Source organism: Hymenobacter sp. IS2118 (assembly GCF_000715495.1).
In the GTDB taxonomy this organism is placed as follows: Bacteria; Bacteroidota; Bacteroidia; order Cytophagales; family Hymenobacteraceae; genus Hymenobacter.
Map to the genome: position 1 here is coordinate 1 of NZ_JNLX01000096.1, position 18,619 is coordinate 18,619.

The window sequence follows — 18,619 nt, forward strand, 5'->3', positions numbered from 1 at the left end:
GGACGCCTTCGACGAGTAAGCGCAGGCTCATCAGGCCGCGCCAGAGGGTTTGCCAGCCAGGTGGTCCGTCGCCTTTGCGGCCCAGGTGGCCGCCCAGGCCAGCCAAGGCATAATACACGTCGCGCACAGTCTGCACGGGTCGTGAACTGCGCAGCGTGAGGACCTGTAAAAAAGTCGCTTCCAGCCCCGCTGCCGTCGCCGGCAAGTCGGGTTGGAGGCGACTTTTTTCGCGCATATCCACTAGCGCCAATGCGACCACGCTGAGCAGGGCGACGGCGGCAAAAAGACGGTCAGCGGTTTGGAGCTGGAGCTTTTCGGCCCCCAGGCCCGTTTTCAGGGCTTTGTGAAAGTCCTCGATGAGCCAGCGGCTCACGTACTGCCGGGCGCAGGCGTGGGCCTGGGCAAAATCCGTGATGGGTTGGTCGCAGAGCAGCAGCCATTCCAGGGCGGGCGTGGCCGGGCCTGTGTCCCCGACTTGGGCGGCTTCCCAGACCCGTACCAGGGCGCAGGGAACCGGGTCCCCTTTGCCCGTCGCCGCGCCCGGTCGCTGGGGCGCACGCAGGGCCAGCGGGGGGCTGAAACTGACCTGGAGCAGCACTTCGCGGGCCGGCTGGCCCGGCCGGCCACGCAAGGCCAGGGTCAACTGGCCCGCCGAGGGCTGGGCCCGCGCCACGGCGAAGAGCCGCCCGGCGGGCGCTTTGTCGGCGCCGGCCACCAGGGCCCGGTCCTGGGCGGCGCGCACCACGAAGCCCAGGCCCTGGGCCCGGCACTGCTGCAGGTGCTCGTAGATGTCGGCCCCGCGGTCGGCCACCACCACCCAGCGCGCGTCCGGTGGCGGGCTGCCCACGTTGCGCAAGCTCCGGGACCAGAGCGCCGATTCGCGGACCCGGCCCTGGCGCAGGCGCGAGCCGCCGTGGAGATGGTCTTTTTCGGCCTCCGGCACCGGTTGACGGACGTGAAACTGCTGGTCCAACAGGCCCAGCAGCGGCAGGGCGGGCCGTTTGGCGGCCGGGTCGGGGTCCTGCACCGGCCAGCCGGCGGCCACCAACGAGTGCAGCAGTACGCCCTGGCTCGTGGCCTTGCCCGGCCCGACCGGCCCCAGGCCGGGCCGGCGCTCGTCGGCTTCGGGCCAGCTCAGTTCGCTCGTGTCTTCGACCAGCAGGTAGGTGCCCGGCTCCTGTAGCGCTTGGCGAACCACGGCCTGATGCGCCCCCTGCAGCGCCTCGGGCGTGGCCCTTGCACCGCCCAGCAAGCGATACGCCGCTTTACTGGCCCCCGCCTGGCCGGTCCCCAACTGCGGAATGGTGGCCCCCGGCTGCCGGGCCCAACCGGCGGCCAACTGCACCACCCGTCGGCTGCGGCGGGCATCGCCCAACACCGTGCCCCCAAAATGCGTCTGCGCCCACAGCTGCGGGTCGCAGAAATGCGTCGAAATACTCATCTCGCAAGCTACTAAGCCGGCCCCGCAAGAACCCACAAAAAAGCGCCGACCTGTTGGCCGGCGCTTTTCAAAGATGTGGGTAAGGACAAGCCAGATACTGGCGAGGCTTTTCGTTTCTCATGTTACGGCCGCTTATTCCTTCACCAGGCGCTTCACCACCGTGCCCTCCTGGGCGTGGATGCGGACGGTGTAGACGCCCGTGGGCAGGCTGCTCAGGTCCAGGGTTTCGGTGAGGGCACCTTGCTGGAGGCGGCTGCTACGCTGCTGCACGGTCTGGCCCAGCACGTTCACCACTTCCACGCGCACCGCGCCTTGGTTGCGTAGGCCGGCCAGGTCCAGGATGGCTTTGCCGGTGGTGGGGTTGGGGTAGAGCGCCGTGCGGGCAGCCAGCTGGCCGGTGGTAGTGGCCAGCACCGTGCCGGGCCGGAAGTTGAGGTAGAAGCGCGGGCCGGTGTCTTTGGCCAGCATCGTGAAGGTGTAGGCGCTGTCGGGGGCGGCGGCCAGGTTCTGGCGACGGTTCAGCACCCGGTCTTCCAGCCACACCTGCGTGCCGGCGGGCACGTTGGCCAGCTCGCTGAGCACGAGGCGGTGCACGCCGTCCTTGCTCACGCGCACGCCCAGCGGAATGGTGGGGGCCGTGGTCAGGTCGGGCAGGCCGTTGATGGCGAAGTTCTCGGTGCCGGTCTGGCTCCAGAGGCTGGGCCGGCCATCGCCGTTGAGCTGCACCTTGTAGGCATCGTGCCGGGCCGAGAAGCCCAGCTCAGCCCCGGCTTCGAAGTAGATAACCGCTTCGTCGGCGGTGCCGTTGGCTACGTTGCGGGCCAGCAGGCGCAGGGCCGGGCTGGGGTTGCTGCTCGGAGTGGGGCGGCTGAAGGTTGGCGAAACGTAGCTGGTAGCCCGCACGGCGTTGGTGAAGCTCACCGAGGCCGTGGGAGCGGTGGCCCGCACGAAGAAGCCCTGCATGGCGGCCAGGTCCTTGCTGCCGCCGTTTTGGCCGAAGCCGTTCACGTAGGTTTTGTAGGTGCCGGTGTACTTGCCGCTGGGCTGGAACACGTAGAGGGCATCGGCCACGCCGCTGAGCATACCCGTGGTGTTGCGCACCACGTCCCAGTCCATCGGGGCGGGGTAGGGGTTGCCCAGCAGCTGCCAGCCCGATTTGGCCTGGCTGCCGCGGCTCAGCGAGTAGCTTACGCTGCCGGTTTGCAGCAGGCCCGAAATGTCCACCGTGGTGGTGGGCAGGGTTTGGGCGGTGTAGCCGCGCAGGGGCACCAGGTCCTCGTTGGCCGTGGGCACCATAAACCCGTCGTCAAAAGTTGGCTTGGCGGCGGTGATGCGCGTCTCGTCGTACTTGAAGAGGGTGGGGAAGGGCTGGGCCGCGTTGCCCACGGTGTTGTAGGCCGGGTTCAGCTCGAACACCGGCAGGTCGTCGGCAAACTCCTGCACCGTGGTGCTGATGCCGTTGGCGCTCAGCTTCATGGGCGAGGAATAGTGGCGGTAGCCGGGGGCGCCGCTCAGGCCCGTGATGAAGCGCTCCATCGTCGAAACGCCGGTTACCAGCCCGCCGCCCACGGGGTTCACCACCATGGCCGTGCCGGTGGCATTGCTGGTGAGGGTAAGGTGGCCGTTGGAAGCGAGGTTGCCGGTGGTCGGGGTCAGGACGTGGGTTACGAACCAGTTGTCGGTGGCCGTGACGCCGGTGGCGTTCTGAATGAGCAGGTCGTAGAAGCGCGTGGGCGTGGCCGAAACGCCGCCGATGGTTTGCGGGGCCGTGCCGGTGCAGTACCAGGCGTAGGCGCCGCAATTCACCAGGCCGGTGTTCACGAAGTTGCCGAGCAGGTACACCGGACCGTTGTAGGTGACGCCGGCGGGGTTCGAGCAGTTCAGGCCGAAGAAGCGGAGCTGCTGCGAGCCGCCGCAGGACTGCGCCACCGTGCCGTTGAAGTACACCGTGTAGGTGGCCGGGTTGAAGGGCCCGTTGCAGAGCCAGTTGCCCGCCACGTACACATCGCCGCCCAGCACACAGCCCACCAGGTTGGCCCAGGTGATGTGGTGGAAGTAGCTGCGGGCCAGCGCGCCGGTGGTGCTGATGGTTTGCAGCACCGTGCCGTTGAAGGTGACGCCGAAGCCATTGCCGCGGAAGATGCCGGTGTTGTTCCAGAAGCCGGCCACCGTGATGTCGCGCAGCAATTGCACGTTCACCGCGTTGGTGATGCCCACGTTGTAGAACGCCGTGCCCACCGAGCCGCCGATGGTTTGCAGCACCGTGCCATCGAAAATAACGGTTTTGTTATTCGCGATATAGCCGCCGTTGTTCACCCACAGGCCGCTCACGTAGATGCCGTCGAGCAGCGTAACGCCGGTCAGGTTGGCAAAGGTGAGGTCGTGGAAGTGGGTGCGGCTCGAGGTGCAGCTGATGCTCTGGGGCGTGCTGCCGTTGAAGCGGGTGCGGAAGCCGCAGCCGCAGTAGCCGCCGGAGTTCACGAAGTTGTGCACCACGTCGATGTTCTGGCCCAGGCTCACGTTCACGGCGTTGTTAAACGTCACGTCGTAGAAGGTGGTCAGGGCCGTGCCGGCGATGGTTTGCAGCGCCGTGCCGTTGAAGTAGGTCAGCAATGAATTCGCGTTGAACCCGCCGTTGTTGGTCCAGTTGCCCAGCAGCGTGATGCCCAAATCCTGTCGCACCGTGGCGCCCGTGGCAATGGTGAAGTGGTGGAAGATGGTGGCCACCGTGCCGCCAATCAGCTGCAGCGTGTTGCCGCCAAACGTCACCAGGTAGCCATTGGCCAGGAAGCCGCCGTAGTGCAGCCAGTTGCCGCGCAGGCCGATGTTGCGGTTGAGTGTGACGCCCGCCAGGTTGTTCCAGGTCAGGTGCCAGAAGTCGTACACGCCTGCGCCGGTCAGGCTCTGCGCCACCGAGCCGCCAAAGGCGAAGGTGTAGCCGGTGTACACGCCGCCCACCAGGTTGTAGCCGTAGAAAGTGCCCGCGTTGGCGAAGTTGCCCAGCAGGGTCACGTTCTGAATCAGCCGGACGAAGGAGCCGCTGGCGATGTTCCAGCCGTGGAACGAGAGGCCGGTGTAGCCGCCCACCGTCTGCACCAGTCCGCCGGTGCCGTTGAAGAACACCGTGAATGCGCCGGGGGTGAAGAAGCCCGAATACAGGTAGTAATTACCCGCGATGTACACGTTGCTGCTCAAGGTCACGCCCGCCGCGTTGTCGGCGTAGAAGTGGTGGAAGTAGGTGGTGGCGTTGGCCGTAATTGTCTGGGCCACCGTGCCACCGAAGCGCACGAAGTAGCCCGTAGCGCCCTGGTAGCCATAAAACACGCCAGAGTTGATGAATTGCCCCAGCACGTAGATGTTCTGGTTCAAGGTCACGCGCACGGCGTTGTTGAAGGTCACGTTGAAGAAGTTCGTGACGGACGAGCCGCCCACGAGCTGCGCCACCGTGCCGTTGAAGTACACCAGCAGGTTATTAGCCAGGAAGCTGCCGTTGTTGAACCAGTTGCCGAGCAGCGTGATGCTGCGGTTGATTTGCACGGTGGCTCCGGTGGCGATGTTCACATGGTGGAAAATTGTCTGCACGGTGCCCGCGATGAGCTGCGTGGCCGCGCCGCCGAAGAACACCGTGTAGCCGTTGGCCACAAAGCCGCCGTCATGGGTCCAGCTGCCGTTCACGTAGATGTTCGAGAGCAGCGTGACGCTCACCGGGTTGTTAAGCCGCAGGTCGAAAAAGCGCGTGTTCAGCCCGCAGAAGATGGTTTGGGCTGCCGTGCCATTGAAGTACACCAGGTAGCCGTTGCCGAGGAACCGGCCCGCGCCGGCCCAGTTGCCAAGCACCGTAATGGCCTGGTTGAGCGACACCGACACCGGGTTGGTAACCGTGACGTGGTGGAAGAGCGTGTTCACCGAGCCGCCAATGAGCTGGGCCACGTTGCCGATGAAGTTCACCAGGTAGCCGTTGGCGAAGTAGCCGCCGTTGTTGAGCCAGTTGCCCCACACGCTGATGTTCTGGTTGAGCGTGATGCCCGCCAGGTTGTTCCAGGTCACGTGCCAGAACTCGTACACGCCCGCGCCGCTCAGGCTTTGCGCCCCGGAGCCGCCGAATACGGCGGTGTAGCCGGTATACACGCCGCCCACCAGGTTGTAGCCGTAGAAAGTGCCCGCGTTGGCGAAGTTGCCCAGCCAGGTCACGTTCTGAATCAGCCGGACGAAGGAGCCGCTACCGATGTTCCAGCCATAAAAGCTGAGGCCGGTGTAGCCGCCCACCGTCTGCACCAGTCCGCCGGTGCCGTTGAAATACACCGTGAACAGGCCCGGCGCGAAGCTACCCGAATACAGGTAGTAGTTGCCGGCGATGTAGATGTTGGTGGCCAGGGTCACGCCCGCCGCGTTGCCCACGTAGAAGTGGTAGAAGTACGTGGTGGCGTTGGCGTTGATAACCTGCGCCACCGTGCCGCCGAAGCGCACGAAGTAGCCCGTCGTCACGCCGCCCAGCACCTGGTAGCCGTAGAAAACGCCCGTGTTCGCGAAGCTGCCCAGCACGTAAATGTTCTGGTTAAGCGTCACCGAAATCAGGTTCTGGAAAACCACGTTGTAGAAGTTCGTTACGGCGGTGCCGCCGATAAGCTGGGCCACCGTGCCGGCGAAAATCACCGAGTACGAGCCGCCCACGAACACGCCGTTGTTTATCCAGTTGCCCAGCACCGTGATGTTGTCCACCAGCGTCAGACTCACCAGGTTGTTGATGGTGATGCTGGCAAACGTGGAGTTGCCGCTGCCGCCCAGCGTCTGAGCCACCGTGCCGTTGAATACCACGCCGTAGCTGCCGGCCCCGAAGATGCCATCCACCACGAAGTTGCCGGCGAAGGTTGTGTTCAGGCCCAGGTTCACGGTCGTGGTGGCGTCAATCGTCACGTTGTAGAAGTTCGTCACCACCGAGCCGCCAATCACCTGCGTGAAGCCGTTGGGGCCGTTGAACACCACGCCGTAGCTGCTGCCGCCGTTCAGGAAATTGCCGTTGTTGGTCCAGTTGCCATACACGCAGATGATGTTGGCCGCCTGCAAGGTCACGCCAGCGTTAATCACCAGGTTGCCGAACTGAATCGGGGCCGTGCCGCTCACCGTCTGGGTGCCGCTGCCGGCAAACGTCCAGGTGCTGCTGCGGGTGGGGTAGCAGTTGCCATTGTACACCACGTTGCCGTAGAGGGCGAAGTTGCCGCCCGTGCCAAAGGTGAGGGTGGCGCCGGTTTGCACGGTCAGGTTCAGGGCCAGGCCCAGGCCGCCGCTCACGGTAGGATACGTAGTGAGGCCGCCGGGAATGATGACCACGCTCGTGCTGCCGGGCACCTGCCCGCAGCTCCAGTTCAGGCCATTAAACCAGTCGTTGGAAGTGCCGCCGGTCCAGACGTAGGTAATCGCGCCCACGGTCAGGTTGGTGCCGTTGTTGGTGCTGCTGGTCGTGGCCGGGCTGCTGGCCACCACGCGCACCCGGTAGCCGCTGCCGGCCGCCGTGCTCAGCGGAATGGTAGCCGCGATGCTGCCGCTGCCCGTGCCGCTCAGGGTACCAATATTCACCGGCGCGCCGAAGCTGCCGCTGGCGTTGGAGAGCTGCGCCGTGAACACGTTGCCGCCGCTAAAGCCGCTGGCCGTGAAAGGCACCGTGAGGGCCGCGCCGGGGCAGAAGCTGCCGCCGAAGCTGTTCGTGCTCAGCGAAGCCACGACCGCGCCCACGCTCACCGTTACCTGCCGCGTCACCGAGCAGCCGTTCAGGCTGGCCGTGAAGCTGTAGGTGCCCGCGTTGCTGGCGTTGGCATTGGCCAGGCTGGGGTTGGCCAGGCCGCTGCTGAAGCTGTTCGGGCCGGTCCAGCCAATGGTCGCGCCGGATGGCACGCCCGCCGAGCTGAACAGGATGGTGGCGCCCGCCGCCACCGGTGAGTTGCTGCTGGCCGTCACGTTCGTCAGGTTGCTGATAGTAAGGTTGCTGCCGTTGTCGTTGCTGGTCAGGGCCGGGCTGGTGCTCACCAGGCGAATGCGGTAGGCCGTGCCGCCGCTGGCACTGGCCGGCAGCGTGTAGCCCAGGCTGCCGCCGCCCGTGCCGTTGAAGGTAGTGCTGCCGATGCTCACCGGGGTGGCAAACGAGCCGCTGGCGTTCGAAAGCTGCGCCGTGATGGTGCCGCTGCTCAGGCCCGCGCCGCCTACCGTGAAACTCGCGGAGTAGGAGCTGCCCGCGCAAAACTGTCCCGCGAACGCACCCATCGCCAGCGTGGTCGTGGTCGGTGGGTTCACGATGACTGAGGTCGAAGCCGTGCTTTGGCAGCCACCCTGCGTCACCGTCACGGTGTACACCCCCGACGAAGCCGTGGTGATGTTGTTGAACGACGGGTTTTGCTGGTTGCTGATGAAGGCCGTGCCGCCGGCCGTGTAGGCCACCGTCCACTGGTAGAGGGCCGCGCCGTTGGGGCCGGCACTCAGCTGCAGCGTGCCGCCAGCCGTGACGGGCGAGTTGCTGCCGGCCGTGGCCACGAGGGTCACGGGCACGGTCAGGTTCGTGCCGTTATCAGTGGTGCTGGTCACGCCGGGGTTCGAGCCCACCAGCCGGATGCGGTAGCCCGTACCGGCCGTGGTATTCTGCGGAATCGTGGCCGAAATCGAGCTGCCGCCCTGCCCGCTGAAGTTTATAGCGCCAATGTTCACCGGCGCCGCGAACGAGCCGCTGGCATTCGAGAGCTGGGCCGTAATCACGTTGCCGCTGGCAAAGGTGTTGCCCGTCACCGAAAAGCCGATGCTCAGGTTGGTGCCGGGGCAAAGCGAGCCGCCGAACTGCGCCACCGCCAGAATGGGCTGTGCCGAAGGGTTCACCGTCACGGTCGTGGCCGAGCCGGGGCTCTGGCAGCCGTTCACCGTCACGTACAGGGTGTAGATGCCGCTGTTGCCGGGCGTGGCGTTTGCGATGGTCGGGTTTTGCACACCGGAGGAAAAGCCCGGCCCGGTCCAGAAGTACGAGGCGCCGGCCACGGTTTGGGCCGAGAGCTGCACGGTGCCGTTGTAGGCCACCGGCGAATTGCTGCTGGCCGAGGCCGTGGGCTGCGTCGTAATGCTCAGGTTCGAGCCGTTGTCCGTCGTGCTGATGATGGCCGGGTTCGAGCCCACCAGCCGGATACGGTAGCCCGAACCCGTGCCCGTAGAGGTAGGAATGGTAACGGAAACCGCCGCCGAGCCCTGCCCCGTGAAAGCCGCCGAGCCAATCACCGTGGGCGCGGCAAACGAGCCGCTGGCGCTCGAAAGCTGGGCCGAAATGGTATTGCCGTTGGCGAAGTTGTTGCCCGTCACCGAAAAGCCGATGTTGAACGTGCTGCCCGCGCAGCCATTGAAGCCAAACTGGCTCATGGTGAGCACCGGCACGGCATTGGGCTGCACCAGCACCCGCACGCTGGCCGAGTCCTGGCAGCCGTTGGAGCTGCTCACGTACACGAAGTACTTGCCGCTTTGCGTGGGCTGGGCGTTGGTGAGGTTCAGGGTCTGGCCCGCGCCCACGTAGGCCGTGCCGCCGCTGGTGTAGGCCACGTACCACTGGTAGGCGCTCTGCCCCAGGGGCTGGGCCACCAGTTGAATGGTGCCGCCGAAGGCCACCGGCGAGCTGGCGCTGGCCGTGGCCGCCGGGGTACCATAAATGGTCAGATTCGTGCCGTTGGTGCTGCCCGTGATGGCGGGGTTCGAGGCCACCACGCGCACCCGGTAGCCGGTGCCGGCCGGCGTGCGGAAGGCCACGGTATCGCTCAGAATGCCGCCGCTGGCGTTAATGCTAATCAGATTGCCGTAGAGCCGGGAGCCGGCCGTGAAGTTGCCACTGGCATCGGAAAGCTGAAACCGGAACTGGTTGCCCGCGCCGTAGTCGGCCGTATTCGTCGAGAAAGGCACCTGAATAAAGGTGCTGCTGCAAAACGCCGCGCGTGACACCGTGCCGGTGGCAATGCTGGGCGGATACGCGAAGCTGCCCGCCGAGCAGGCCGTGCCGGCCGGCGTGGTCACGCAGATGGGGCCGGTGGTGCCGCCGGCCGGGGCCGTCACGGTGAGGCCGGTGGCGGTGTTGCCGGTGATGGTGCCGGCCGCGGCCGGAACGCCGTTAAACGTCACGGCCGTGGCGCCGCTCAGGTTGGTGCCCGTGAGCACGACGCTGGTGCCCGCCCCGCCGCCCGTGGGCGTGAAGCTGGTGATGCTCGGGCTGGCGCAGTTAAAGAAGTAAGCGCCCGCGCCCGACACGATGGTGTAGTTACCGCCGGTGCTCTGGAACACGAAGCGCAGCACCCGCGCGTTGGTAGCGGGCGTGGCCAGGGTGCGTACCACGGTGTAAGTCTGTGAGGCATTGAAAGTAGCCGTGTAGGTATCCACCGTCGTGAACGTGCCGGCCGTGCTGGTGGCGGTCTGAATCTGGAGCGTGAAGTTGGTGGGCGTGCCCGAGTTGGTGAACCGCACCCGCACCTCACTGATGGTCTGGGCCGACCCCATGTCGGCCTGAATGACGGCGCCATTGTACACGTACGTCGCGTTGCCCGTGTTGGGCGCGGCGGGTTCGGTATTGAAAGCCAGCTCCGGGGAATTGCCCACCGCGCCACCTGCGTTGTAGCTGCCAGCGGGCAGCCCGGCGGTCAGGTTTTGAGAGGAGGCGCAGCCGTTTTTCACGAAGTCGCGGCTGCTCACCAGGCTCCACTTGCCGGTGGCGTCGCGGCTGCGAATAAACAGGCGGTGGGCGCCATCGGCCAGTCCGCTGGCGTCGGCCACGAGGCTGAAGTTAGGCAAGTCCGGTGCCGGCGTGGGCACCGGCGCGCTGGTGGCGCTGCCAAAGCCAGGGTCGGTGTCGAAGTAATACTCAATCCGGTTCACGTTGGACGCGGCGGCCAGCACGGGCTCGTAATAAAAGGTGCGGCGGTTGGTCAGGCTCCACTTGCCATTGGCGTCGCGACTGCGCACGTTCAGGGTGTGGAAGCCCGCGCTCACGCTACCCAGCGCCACCACGAAGGCCACGCCGCTCACATCGGCCGCCGCCGTGATGGGTACGGTAGTGCCGCTGCCAAGGCCGGGGTCGGTGTCCACGAAGTACTCCACCCGCGTCACGTTGGGCAGGGTGGCCAGCGCGGCCGGCTCGTAGTAAAAGGTGCGGCGGTTGGTCAGGCTCCACTTGCCATTGGCGTCGCGGCTGCGAATGGCCAGCGTGTGGAAGCCGGTGCTCAGGGCGCTCAGCGGCACGGTAAAGGCCACGCCGCTCACATCGGCCGCCGCCGTAATGGGCACGCTCGTGGCGCTGCCAAAGCCGGGGTCGGTGTCCACGAAATATTCCACCCGCGTCACGTTGGGCAGGGCGGCCAGCGCGGCGGGCTCGTAGTAAAAGGTGCGGCGGTTGGTCAGGCTCCACTTGCCGTTGGCGTCGCGGCTGCGAATGGCCAGCGTGTGGAAGCCGGTGCTCAGGGCGCTCAGCGGCACAGTAAAGGCCACGCCGCTCACGTCGGTAGCGGCCGTGATGGGCACGGTAGTGGCGCTGCCAAGGCCAGGGTCGGTATCCACGAAGTACTCCACCCGCGTCACGTTGGGCAGGGCGGCCAGGGCGGCGGGCTCGTAGTAAAACGTGCGGCGGTTGGTCAGGCTCCACGCGCCGTTGGCGTCGCGGCTGCGCACGCCCAGGGTATGAAAGCCGGCGCTCAAAGCGCTCAGTGGTACCGTGGCCGACAGGCTCGCCAGGTTGGCCGCCGGCGTCGCGGGCAGCGTAAATGCGGTGCCCGCCCCCAAGCCGGGGTCGGTGTCGAGGAAGTATTCGGCGCGGGCAATGGTGGCCTGGCCGTGGCTGCGCGAGGCGGCGCCAAGCAGCAGCAGTAGCAGCAGCACCAGCGGCAGCAGCCAGCCGGTGCCCCATACGCCCGGCGCGGGGCGGGGTTGAGGAAAGCGTTGCATGAACAGGCGCAGCTTAGTTGTTGGAGCGCGTGCCCAGGGTCACATTCAGCGAGTTGCCCGTCACAGTCTGGTTGAGCTGGTAAATGGCCGGAATGGCCGGCAGTCCGCCAAAGCGGTAGCCGTTGCCAGTGGCGCTGCCCGTGGCCCCAACATCAACGCCGCCCTGGCCGGCGCCCACGGCGGGGTTGGTGCCGGTTTTCAGCTTGTACCAGCCGTCGTATTGCGGCGAGCCCGACGTTTGGGCAAACACCGACGCGGCCGGCACGTTGGCCGTGTTGTTGGTGGCCGTGCCCACGGTGGGCAGCGTGGCCTGCGCCAGCAGGTTAAAGGCCCAGTTGGTATTAGCCGTAGGCGTAAAGCCGCTGCCGAAGTAGTTGTTGCGCACCGTGAAGTTGTTCAGGCTCACCGAGCCGTTCACCACCGAGTTGTTGCTGAACTCGCCGCTGTTGCCCGCCCCGGTGAGCGAGATGTAGCCCGAGAGGAAAATATTGTTTGTAATGAGCGAGTTGGTGCTGGGGCTCGATTCCAGCAAGCCGTAGAAGTAGTTTTGCCGGATAATGGTCCCGTTCGTCACCGACCCAAAGCCGAGGTAGATGTAGCCCGTCAGGTAGCAGCGCCGCACGGAGATGTTGTCGTCGTTGATGTACCACGTCGTGTTCGAGCTCATGCCCGATACTGAAGTGCCGTCGCTGCCCGCCGCAAACGTAATGCTGCTCATCGTGGCCGGAATCGGGTTGGCCTGCAGGGCCGGGGGCTGGTTGTCGGCCAGGAAATAGCCGGGGCCCACGATGGTGAGCTGCTTGGTGCAGGTCAGGGAGCCGTACGTAACGGTGGAGGGTTCTACCTGAATGATGTCGCCGTTGGCCGCCGCGTTGTGGGCCGCCTGAATGTCGGCGTAGATGTTGGTGCCGGTGACGCCATTGTTGTTTACGCGCCGAATGGTTTGGGCCGAAGCCAGGTGCCCGGCCAGCGCCAGCAGTACGAAGAGGAAGGAAGCGGAGAGGTTTTTCATGGGACTTAACAATAAAACGGGGGGTGAAATGGAGTGAAAACCGAGCGTAATGGGCCGGGTATGGGATGCGGAATTGTTTCCGGCCCAGGGGCTTGAATGGCGCAAAACCGACCATAACAAAAGTCCCGCTCAGGCCCGCCTGGTACAATCCGTGCCGGTGGGTATTTTTAGCTGCTCCCCCTCCGTACCAGCACGGATAACATTTGTCCTAATCATTGAAATAATATTTAAATAAAGTAATGTTGGACGAGTAGCGGGTGCCTGTTTTTCCGTGCCTGCTGCGTGCTGGCTGCTGGCTATCAGTTACTGCTGTTATGCAGAGAGGCGCGCCAGCCTGTTGATGCGTAACGTCTATTAGCGAATTCCCCGTTTTTAGCTGTTGTTCACCAATCCACGCCGTGCCGTCGCCCGGCGCGTACTACCTGGCGGCGGCCACGCCTGTTGGTGCTGCCGCGAGTAGGTGCCCTTGTCTGAAACCGATAGCCACCTAACGGACGGAACCTCCGGCGCCGAAGCCCCGTGGCAAATTCCCTGTTCCAAAGTGGCCATCGCCAACCGACACTTTCCCCGCTCGAATTCCTGCGCCGCCTGTGCCAGGCCTTTCCCATGGTGCGAGTCTGTCTTGAGCGGGCACCCGCAATAAGTACTGGTACCCGGAGCAACTTCCTCCCGAAAACCGCGCTCCGAACTGCCGTCCGAGGCCGATTACACTTCAATCGGACCGATTATAATTGAGCCCGAAATCATTTGGCGGGGTGCGGGCTATTCATGCACCTGTTGGTGCAACGGTCCTGAAAAGACCCGCAGGCCTACGCCGCGTTTTCTACCGGGAGCGGCACCGTGAGCGTGACAATGGTGCCCCGCCCAATGGCGGCATCAATGAATAACTGCCCGCCCAGGTAGGCCAGCCGGGTTTCGATGTTGGACAGGCCCAGGCCGGCACCGGGCTGCAGCGCGGCCGGGTCGAAGCCCTGGCCGTTGTCTTCCACCATAATGGTCAGCTCGTCGGCGCTGCGCACCAGCTGCAGGGTAATGACCGTGGCGCGGGCGTGCTTCACGATGTTCTGTGCCAGCTCCTGAATCACCCGGAACAGCACGCTCTCGACCAGGGCCGGCAGCCGCTCGTCCAGTCCAAACAGCTGCACTTCGGCCCGCAGCCCGTCGGCCGATACCATTTTGCTCAGGAAATCGCGCACCGCCGCCCCCAGGCCCTGTTTCAGCAAGGCGTTGGGCATGAGGTTGTGCGAGATGTCGCGCACCTCGCGGTACGACTCGTTGAGCACGCTCAGGGCGTTGTCTACCAGCAGGTGCAGGGCGGCGGGCGGCGCCGTGTCGAGGTCGCGGGCCAGGGCGTTGAGGTTGAGCTTGGCAGCCGTTATGAGTTGGCCCACGCCGTCGTGCAGGTCCGAGCCGATGCGGCGGCGCTCGTTTTCCTCGGCCTCAAACACGGCCGCCGTGCGCTGCTGGTACAGCAGCTGGCGCTCCTGCTCGTGCTCCAGGCGCTGGCGCAGTCGGTGGCGCGCATACAGCAAGTAGGCCAGGCCCGCACCCAGCAGCGCCAGCGCCAGCCCGGCCCCCAGCTGCACGTTGCGCCGCCGGATAACCTGCTGTTGCGTAAGGAGCTGGGCGGCCTGCAGGCGGTTTTCGGCAGTTTTCTGCTCGGTTTCGTAGCGCACGTTCATTTCGGCAATCTGCCGGGTGCTGGCTTCGGTGAGCAAGGAGTCTTTGAGGGCCGCCAGCTGCTCGCCGTAATTCGCCGCCGCCCGGTAGTCGGCCTGCTGGCGGGCGGTGGCGGCCAGGCCGGCCAGCGCCTCGCGGGTGGCTTCGCGGGCTTTGAGCTGCCGGCTCAGCGCGTAGGCCGCCGCGAACTGCGGCCGGGCCTCGGCAGGTTTTTGCTGGCGCAGGGCCAGTTGGCCCTGCGCGCTGAATATGGCCGCGCAGGTGGGAAGGTCGTCGGCTTTACGGGCCAGCACTAGGGCCCGCGCCAGGCCCGCGGTGGCGGCGGCGTATTGCTGCCGGGCGGCCAGCACCCGCCCGCGCCCCAGCTCGGCCTGGCCTTCGCCGCGCCAGTTGGCGCGGCCGCGGCTGGCGGCCAGGGCGCGCTCAAAGTAGTGCAGCGCCGAATCGGGCTGAGCCAGCTGCTCATAGGTTTGCCCGATGAGCTGGTAGGCCAGGGCGTCGTTGTGGGCATCGACTACGCGGCCGGGCAGGCGCAGGTACTGCTGCTGGTAGGCCAGGGCTTGGTCGTACTGGCCCATCCGGAAATACACGGTGCCGATGTTGGCCAGGTCGGCTGCAATGCGCTCGGGCGTGCCGTAGCGCTGCTCCAGGCGCAGGGCCTCCACGTAGTGGGCCACGGCCGCCGCGTAGCGGCCCTGCTCCACTTCCACTTCGCCCACGTTGTTGATGGCCCCGGCCACGCCCTGCCAGTCGCCGAGGGCGGCCCGCTGCCGGCGGCACTGCTCGAAGTCGGCAATGGCGTCGTCGAAGCGGCCGGTGGTGGCGTAGATGATGCCGCGCAGAATGTAGGTTTTGGCAATGCCGCGTCGGAACTGCAGCCGCTCGCCCAGCGCCAGAGCCTCCACGGCCAGGGCCAGGGAGCGGCGGGGGTGGCTGTCGCGGTTTTCCCAAATCAGCTCGTTCAGGGTGTTCACCCGGTTGGTATCGGGACGCGGCACCTGGGGCAGGCGGGCTTCCAGCGAATCGAGGCGCGGGTTGCGGGCCGGCGCCTGGCCCCGGCCCGTGCCGCTGAGGCCCATTATCAGCACCAGCGTAAATCCCAGCCGTGGCCAAGGGCCGCCCATCCAATGCTTTTCCATGTTGTCGAGGCAGCCTACAGCACCGGACGTACCGGGCCGACGTGCCGCTGTCCGGCAATATATGGAAATACAATAAATTCGTTTTTTCAGGAGCTGCAAAAAGCCATTCCAGCCAAGCCGCGCGGCTCGCTTAGGCCGGAGTCAGCTCTTCCGATTCGTGTACCCGGATGCCGCCGCCGTCTTCCGCTGCGGCGCGCAGCATGGCAGCAGCCACGGCAGCGGCGGCCACGGGGCGGTACTGCTTCAGTGGCCCGCGCAGCAGCGGCGCAAACAGGCCCAGCGCTACGGCGCCCAGCCGCTCGCCCAGGCGCGGGCTTTCCCGTTCGCCCAGCAGCAGGGAGGGCCGGAAAATGTGAATGGCGCGAAACGGCAGCTTCCGCACCGCGGCTTCCATCTCGCCCTTCACTTTGCTGTAATAAACGGTTGCTTCGGCGTCGGCCCCCAGGCTGGAAACTACCAGCAGCTGCCCGGCAAAGTTGCCGGCCGTGAGAGCCGCCAGTTTTACGACGTACGTATAGTCCACCTTATAAAAGGCCTCCTTCGACCCGGCCTGCTTTCGGGTGGTGCCCAGGCAGCAAAACACGTCGTCGGCAATAAGATGCTGGCGCATGTCGTCAAGCTGGTCGAAATTAACCACCACCTGCGTGAGCTTGGGGTGCAGCATCGACAAGCCCGTGCGCCCCACCACCACCACCCGCGAATACCGCTCCGAGGCCAGCAGCAGCGGCAAGAGGTGCGAACCAATGAGGCCCGTGGCCCCGGCAAGTAAAGCAGTTTTACGCATGGTGAATTGGGTGATGGGAAGCTCGCTAAACAACAAGCTTCCGGCCTTTTAGGAAGAGATTTCAGTTCAGCCAGCGGTCCGAACGAGAGCGTGCGAACTCACTGAACGGCGATTCCGGCGCGGAGTTGACCGGCAATATAAAGCCAGTAGCGGCCCCACCGTTTCAGCCCTGGAAACGCCCCGGCTTACGCAGCGAGGCTGGCGCGCGTCTCCGACGCGCTGCCCATTGGCTTCGAGCCGCTGGCTCGGGCGGGTGCCATGACGTTACATACACGCCTACGACGCGAGCCAGCGGCTCGAAAACATCAGGCACGCGTCAGAGACGCGCCCCAGCCGCTCGCAGGTAGCAAGGCCGGGCAAAGTTGCTACTTCAGCACCGTGGCTTCCGGCTCCAGCAGTACCAGGCCCTGCCGAAACAGGGCGCCCAGCGCCTTTTTGAACACCTTTTTGCTCATGCCCACGCGGCGGTACACGTCATCGGCCAGGCTTTTGTCGCCCAGCGGCAGGCGCCCGCCGGGGGCGGTTTGAATGGCTTTGAGCAGCGTGTCGGTGGCCGATTCTACTTCGCCGTAGCCGTCCTTTTGGAGGCGCACGTCGAGCTTGCCATCGGCCCGCACCTGGCGCAGGAAGCCGGGCAGGATTTCGCCCAGGCGCAGGGGCCGGAATACCTCGTTGTGAAACAGCAGCCCCTGGTGCGTGCCGTTCACGATGACGGGGTAGCCCAGCTCGGTTTCGTCGGCTACGAGCAGGCGCACCGCGTCGCCGGGCTCGCCGATGAAGGGCTCCTGGCTCAGGAACTGCTTCCATTTGGTGCTGGCCACGAGGCGGTCGCTTTCCTCGTCGAGGTACACGTACACGAACACCCGCTCGCCGGTGCGCAGGTCGCGCCGCTGGTTGCGGAAGGGCAGGAGCAGGTCTTTTTCGAGGCCCCACTCCAGGAACGCGCCGGCCGGGCCGTGGTCCCGCACCGTGAGGCCGGCGTAGGAATTCACCAGGGCCAGGGGGCGCAGGTTGGTGGCAATGAGGCGGTCTTCCGAGTCGCGGTACACGAACACGCGCACGATGTCGCCCACGCGGGTGCCGGCCTCCACGTACTTTTCGGGCAGCAGCAGGTCGCCGTCGTCGGAGGTAAGGTAGAGGCCGATGCTGGTTTCGCGGGCTACTTCGAGGTCGTTGTAATCGCCGAGGAGGAGGCTGGCCATAGGGTATGCGGTTTTTAGGTTTGGGAGGGCAAAGGTCGGGAGGAAGTGGGCGAATAACATACCCGCCCGTCAGACAGAGCGGAACCTCCCCGTCATGCTGAGCTTGTCGAAGCATCTCTACCGCGCAACTAATCAAATCGATTCAACGAAGCGGTAGAGATGCTTCGACAAGCTCAGCATGACGTTCGTAATTTCAGCCTGGCTGTTGAGGAGAAGCCGCCCCGCTTATTTCCGTAAGTTTGAGCCGTCCCCATTCCCCCGCCTTATGTTCGGTCTCGGCTACGCCAAATTCGATTCGATAACCTACGTTATTCAGTACAAAAACGGCAAAGTGGTGCGTGAGGGGCGCGGGCTGGCCTTTTTCTACTCCACGTTCAGCAGCTCCATCGCGGCCGTGCCGCTGGCTTCCAACGACCTGCCGTTCATCTTCAACGAAACCACGGCCGACTACCAGAGCATCACCATTCAGGGCCAGCTGAGCTACCGGGTGCGCGACCCGCGCCAGCTGGCCGAGCTGCTCGATTTCACGGTCAACAGCGCGGGCATCTACAAAAAGAACGACCTCGAAAAGCTCAACCAGCGCCTCGTGAACGAGGCCCAGGCCGCCACCTCGGCCTACGTCCACAGCCTCACGCTGAAGGACGCCATCCGGTCGAACAAGTTCATTGAGGAGCAGATTCAGGCCGGGCTGCAAAGCTCGCCGGCCGTGGCCCAGCTGGGCATCGAGGTGCTGGGCGTGAACATCCTGGCCGTGAAAGCCACCCCCGAAATGGAGCGCGCCCTCGAAGCCGAGGCCCGCGAGCGCCTCCAGCAGGAAGCCGACCAGGCCATCTACGAGCGCCGCAATTTTGCCGTGGAGCAGGAGCGCCGCATCAAGGAAAGCGAGCTGAATACCGACATCGCAGTGGAAGAAAAGCGCAAGCAGATTGACGAGAAACGCTCGGAAGCCCAGCTCCAGCGCGCCGCCAACGACCGCAAGCTGCGCGAGCTGCAAGTGCAGGCCGACATCGCCGTGGAAGCCAGCCGGGCCGACCTCCTCACCCAGCAAACCGCCAACCAGCGCCAGGCCGCCGATGCCCAGGGCTACGTGACCGAAGCCACCCTGCGGCCCTTCCGCGACCTGGACTGGCGCACCCTCACGGCCCTGCAAAACAACCCCGACCCGCGCCTCAACATCGCCCTGGCCTTCCGCGAGCTGGCCGAAAACGCCGGCAAAATCGGCACCCTCAACATCACCCCCGACCTGTTGGATAACCTGCTGAAGGACGCGCCCACGCCACCGGCCGACGCGCCCAAGCCGTCACGCCGCTAGGAGAAATCCAGCTTAAAAAGGCCGTCATGCTGAGCGTAGTCGAAGCATCTCTACCGCACCGTTGGACGGGTCTGACGAAGCGGTAGAGACGCTTCGACAAGCTCAGC

At 65.3% G+C, this 18,619-nt stretch carries 7 protein-coding genes; 1 reads left to right on the forward strand and 6 read right to left on the reverse strand.

The window, feature by feature from the left end:
• From GM79_RS08525 to GM79_RS08550, 6 genes are all read right to left on the reverse strand, one after another.
• On the reverse strand, positions 1–1,441 hold a 1,441-nt coding region (locus GM79_RS08525; RefSeq protein ID WP_035561561.1), incomplete at its 3' end, for an IS4 family transposase.
• A gap of 132 nt (positions 1,442–1,573) precedes the next feature.
• Positions 1,574–11,383, reverse strand: a complete 9,810-nt coding sequence (locus tag GM79_RS08530; RefSeq protein ID WP_035562262.1) for a T9SS type A sorting domain-containing protein — start codon at positions 11,381–11,383, stop codon at positions 1,574–1,576.
• A 13-nt stretch (positions 11,384–11,396) separates the two neighbouring features.
• Positions 11,397–12,395 carry a hypothetical protein gene (locus GM79_RS08535; protein ID WP_035562265.1) on the reverse strand — a complete coding sequence of 333 codons (999 nt, stop codon included), beginning with the start codon at positions 12,393–12,395 and terminating at the stop codon, positions 11,397–11,399.
• Between the two features lie 809 nt (positions 12,396–13,204).
• Positions 13,205–15,214, reverse strand: a complete 2,010-nt coding sequence (locus GM79_RS08540; protein ID WP_081867638.1) for a tetratricopeptide repeat protein — start codon at positions 15,212–15,214, stop codon at positions 13,205–13,207.
• 130 nt (positions 15,215–15,344) lie between these two features.
• Positions 15,345–15,998, reverse strand: a complete 654-nt coding sequence (locus GM79_RS08545) for an NAD(P)H-binding protein (protein ID WP_035562342.1) — start codon at positions 15,996–15,998, stop codon at positions 15,345–15,347.
• 365 nt (positions 15,999–16,363) lie between these two features.
• On the reverse strand, positions 16,364–17,200 hold the full coding sequence (locus tag GM79_RS08550) for a S1 RNA-binding domain-containing protein (protein WP_035562270.1): 837 nt from the start codon (positions 17,198–17,200) through the stop codon (positions 16,364–16,366).
• Positions 17,201–17,465: 265 nt separating this feature from the next.
• Here GM79_RS08550 and GM79_RS08555 point away from each other — a divergent pair, with 265 nt between their 5' ends.
• Positions 17,466–18,512: an SPFH domain-containing protein gene (locus tag GM79_RS08555; RefSeq protein WP_035562275.1), complete on the forward strand. Its 1,047-nt coding sequence runs from the start codon at positions 17,466–17,468 to the stop codon at positions 18,510–18,512.
• The last annotated feature ends 107 nt before the right edge of the window (positions 18,513–18,619 follow it).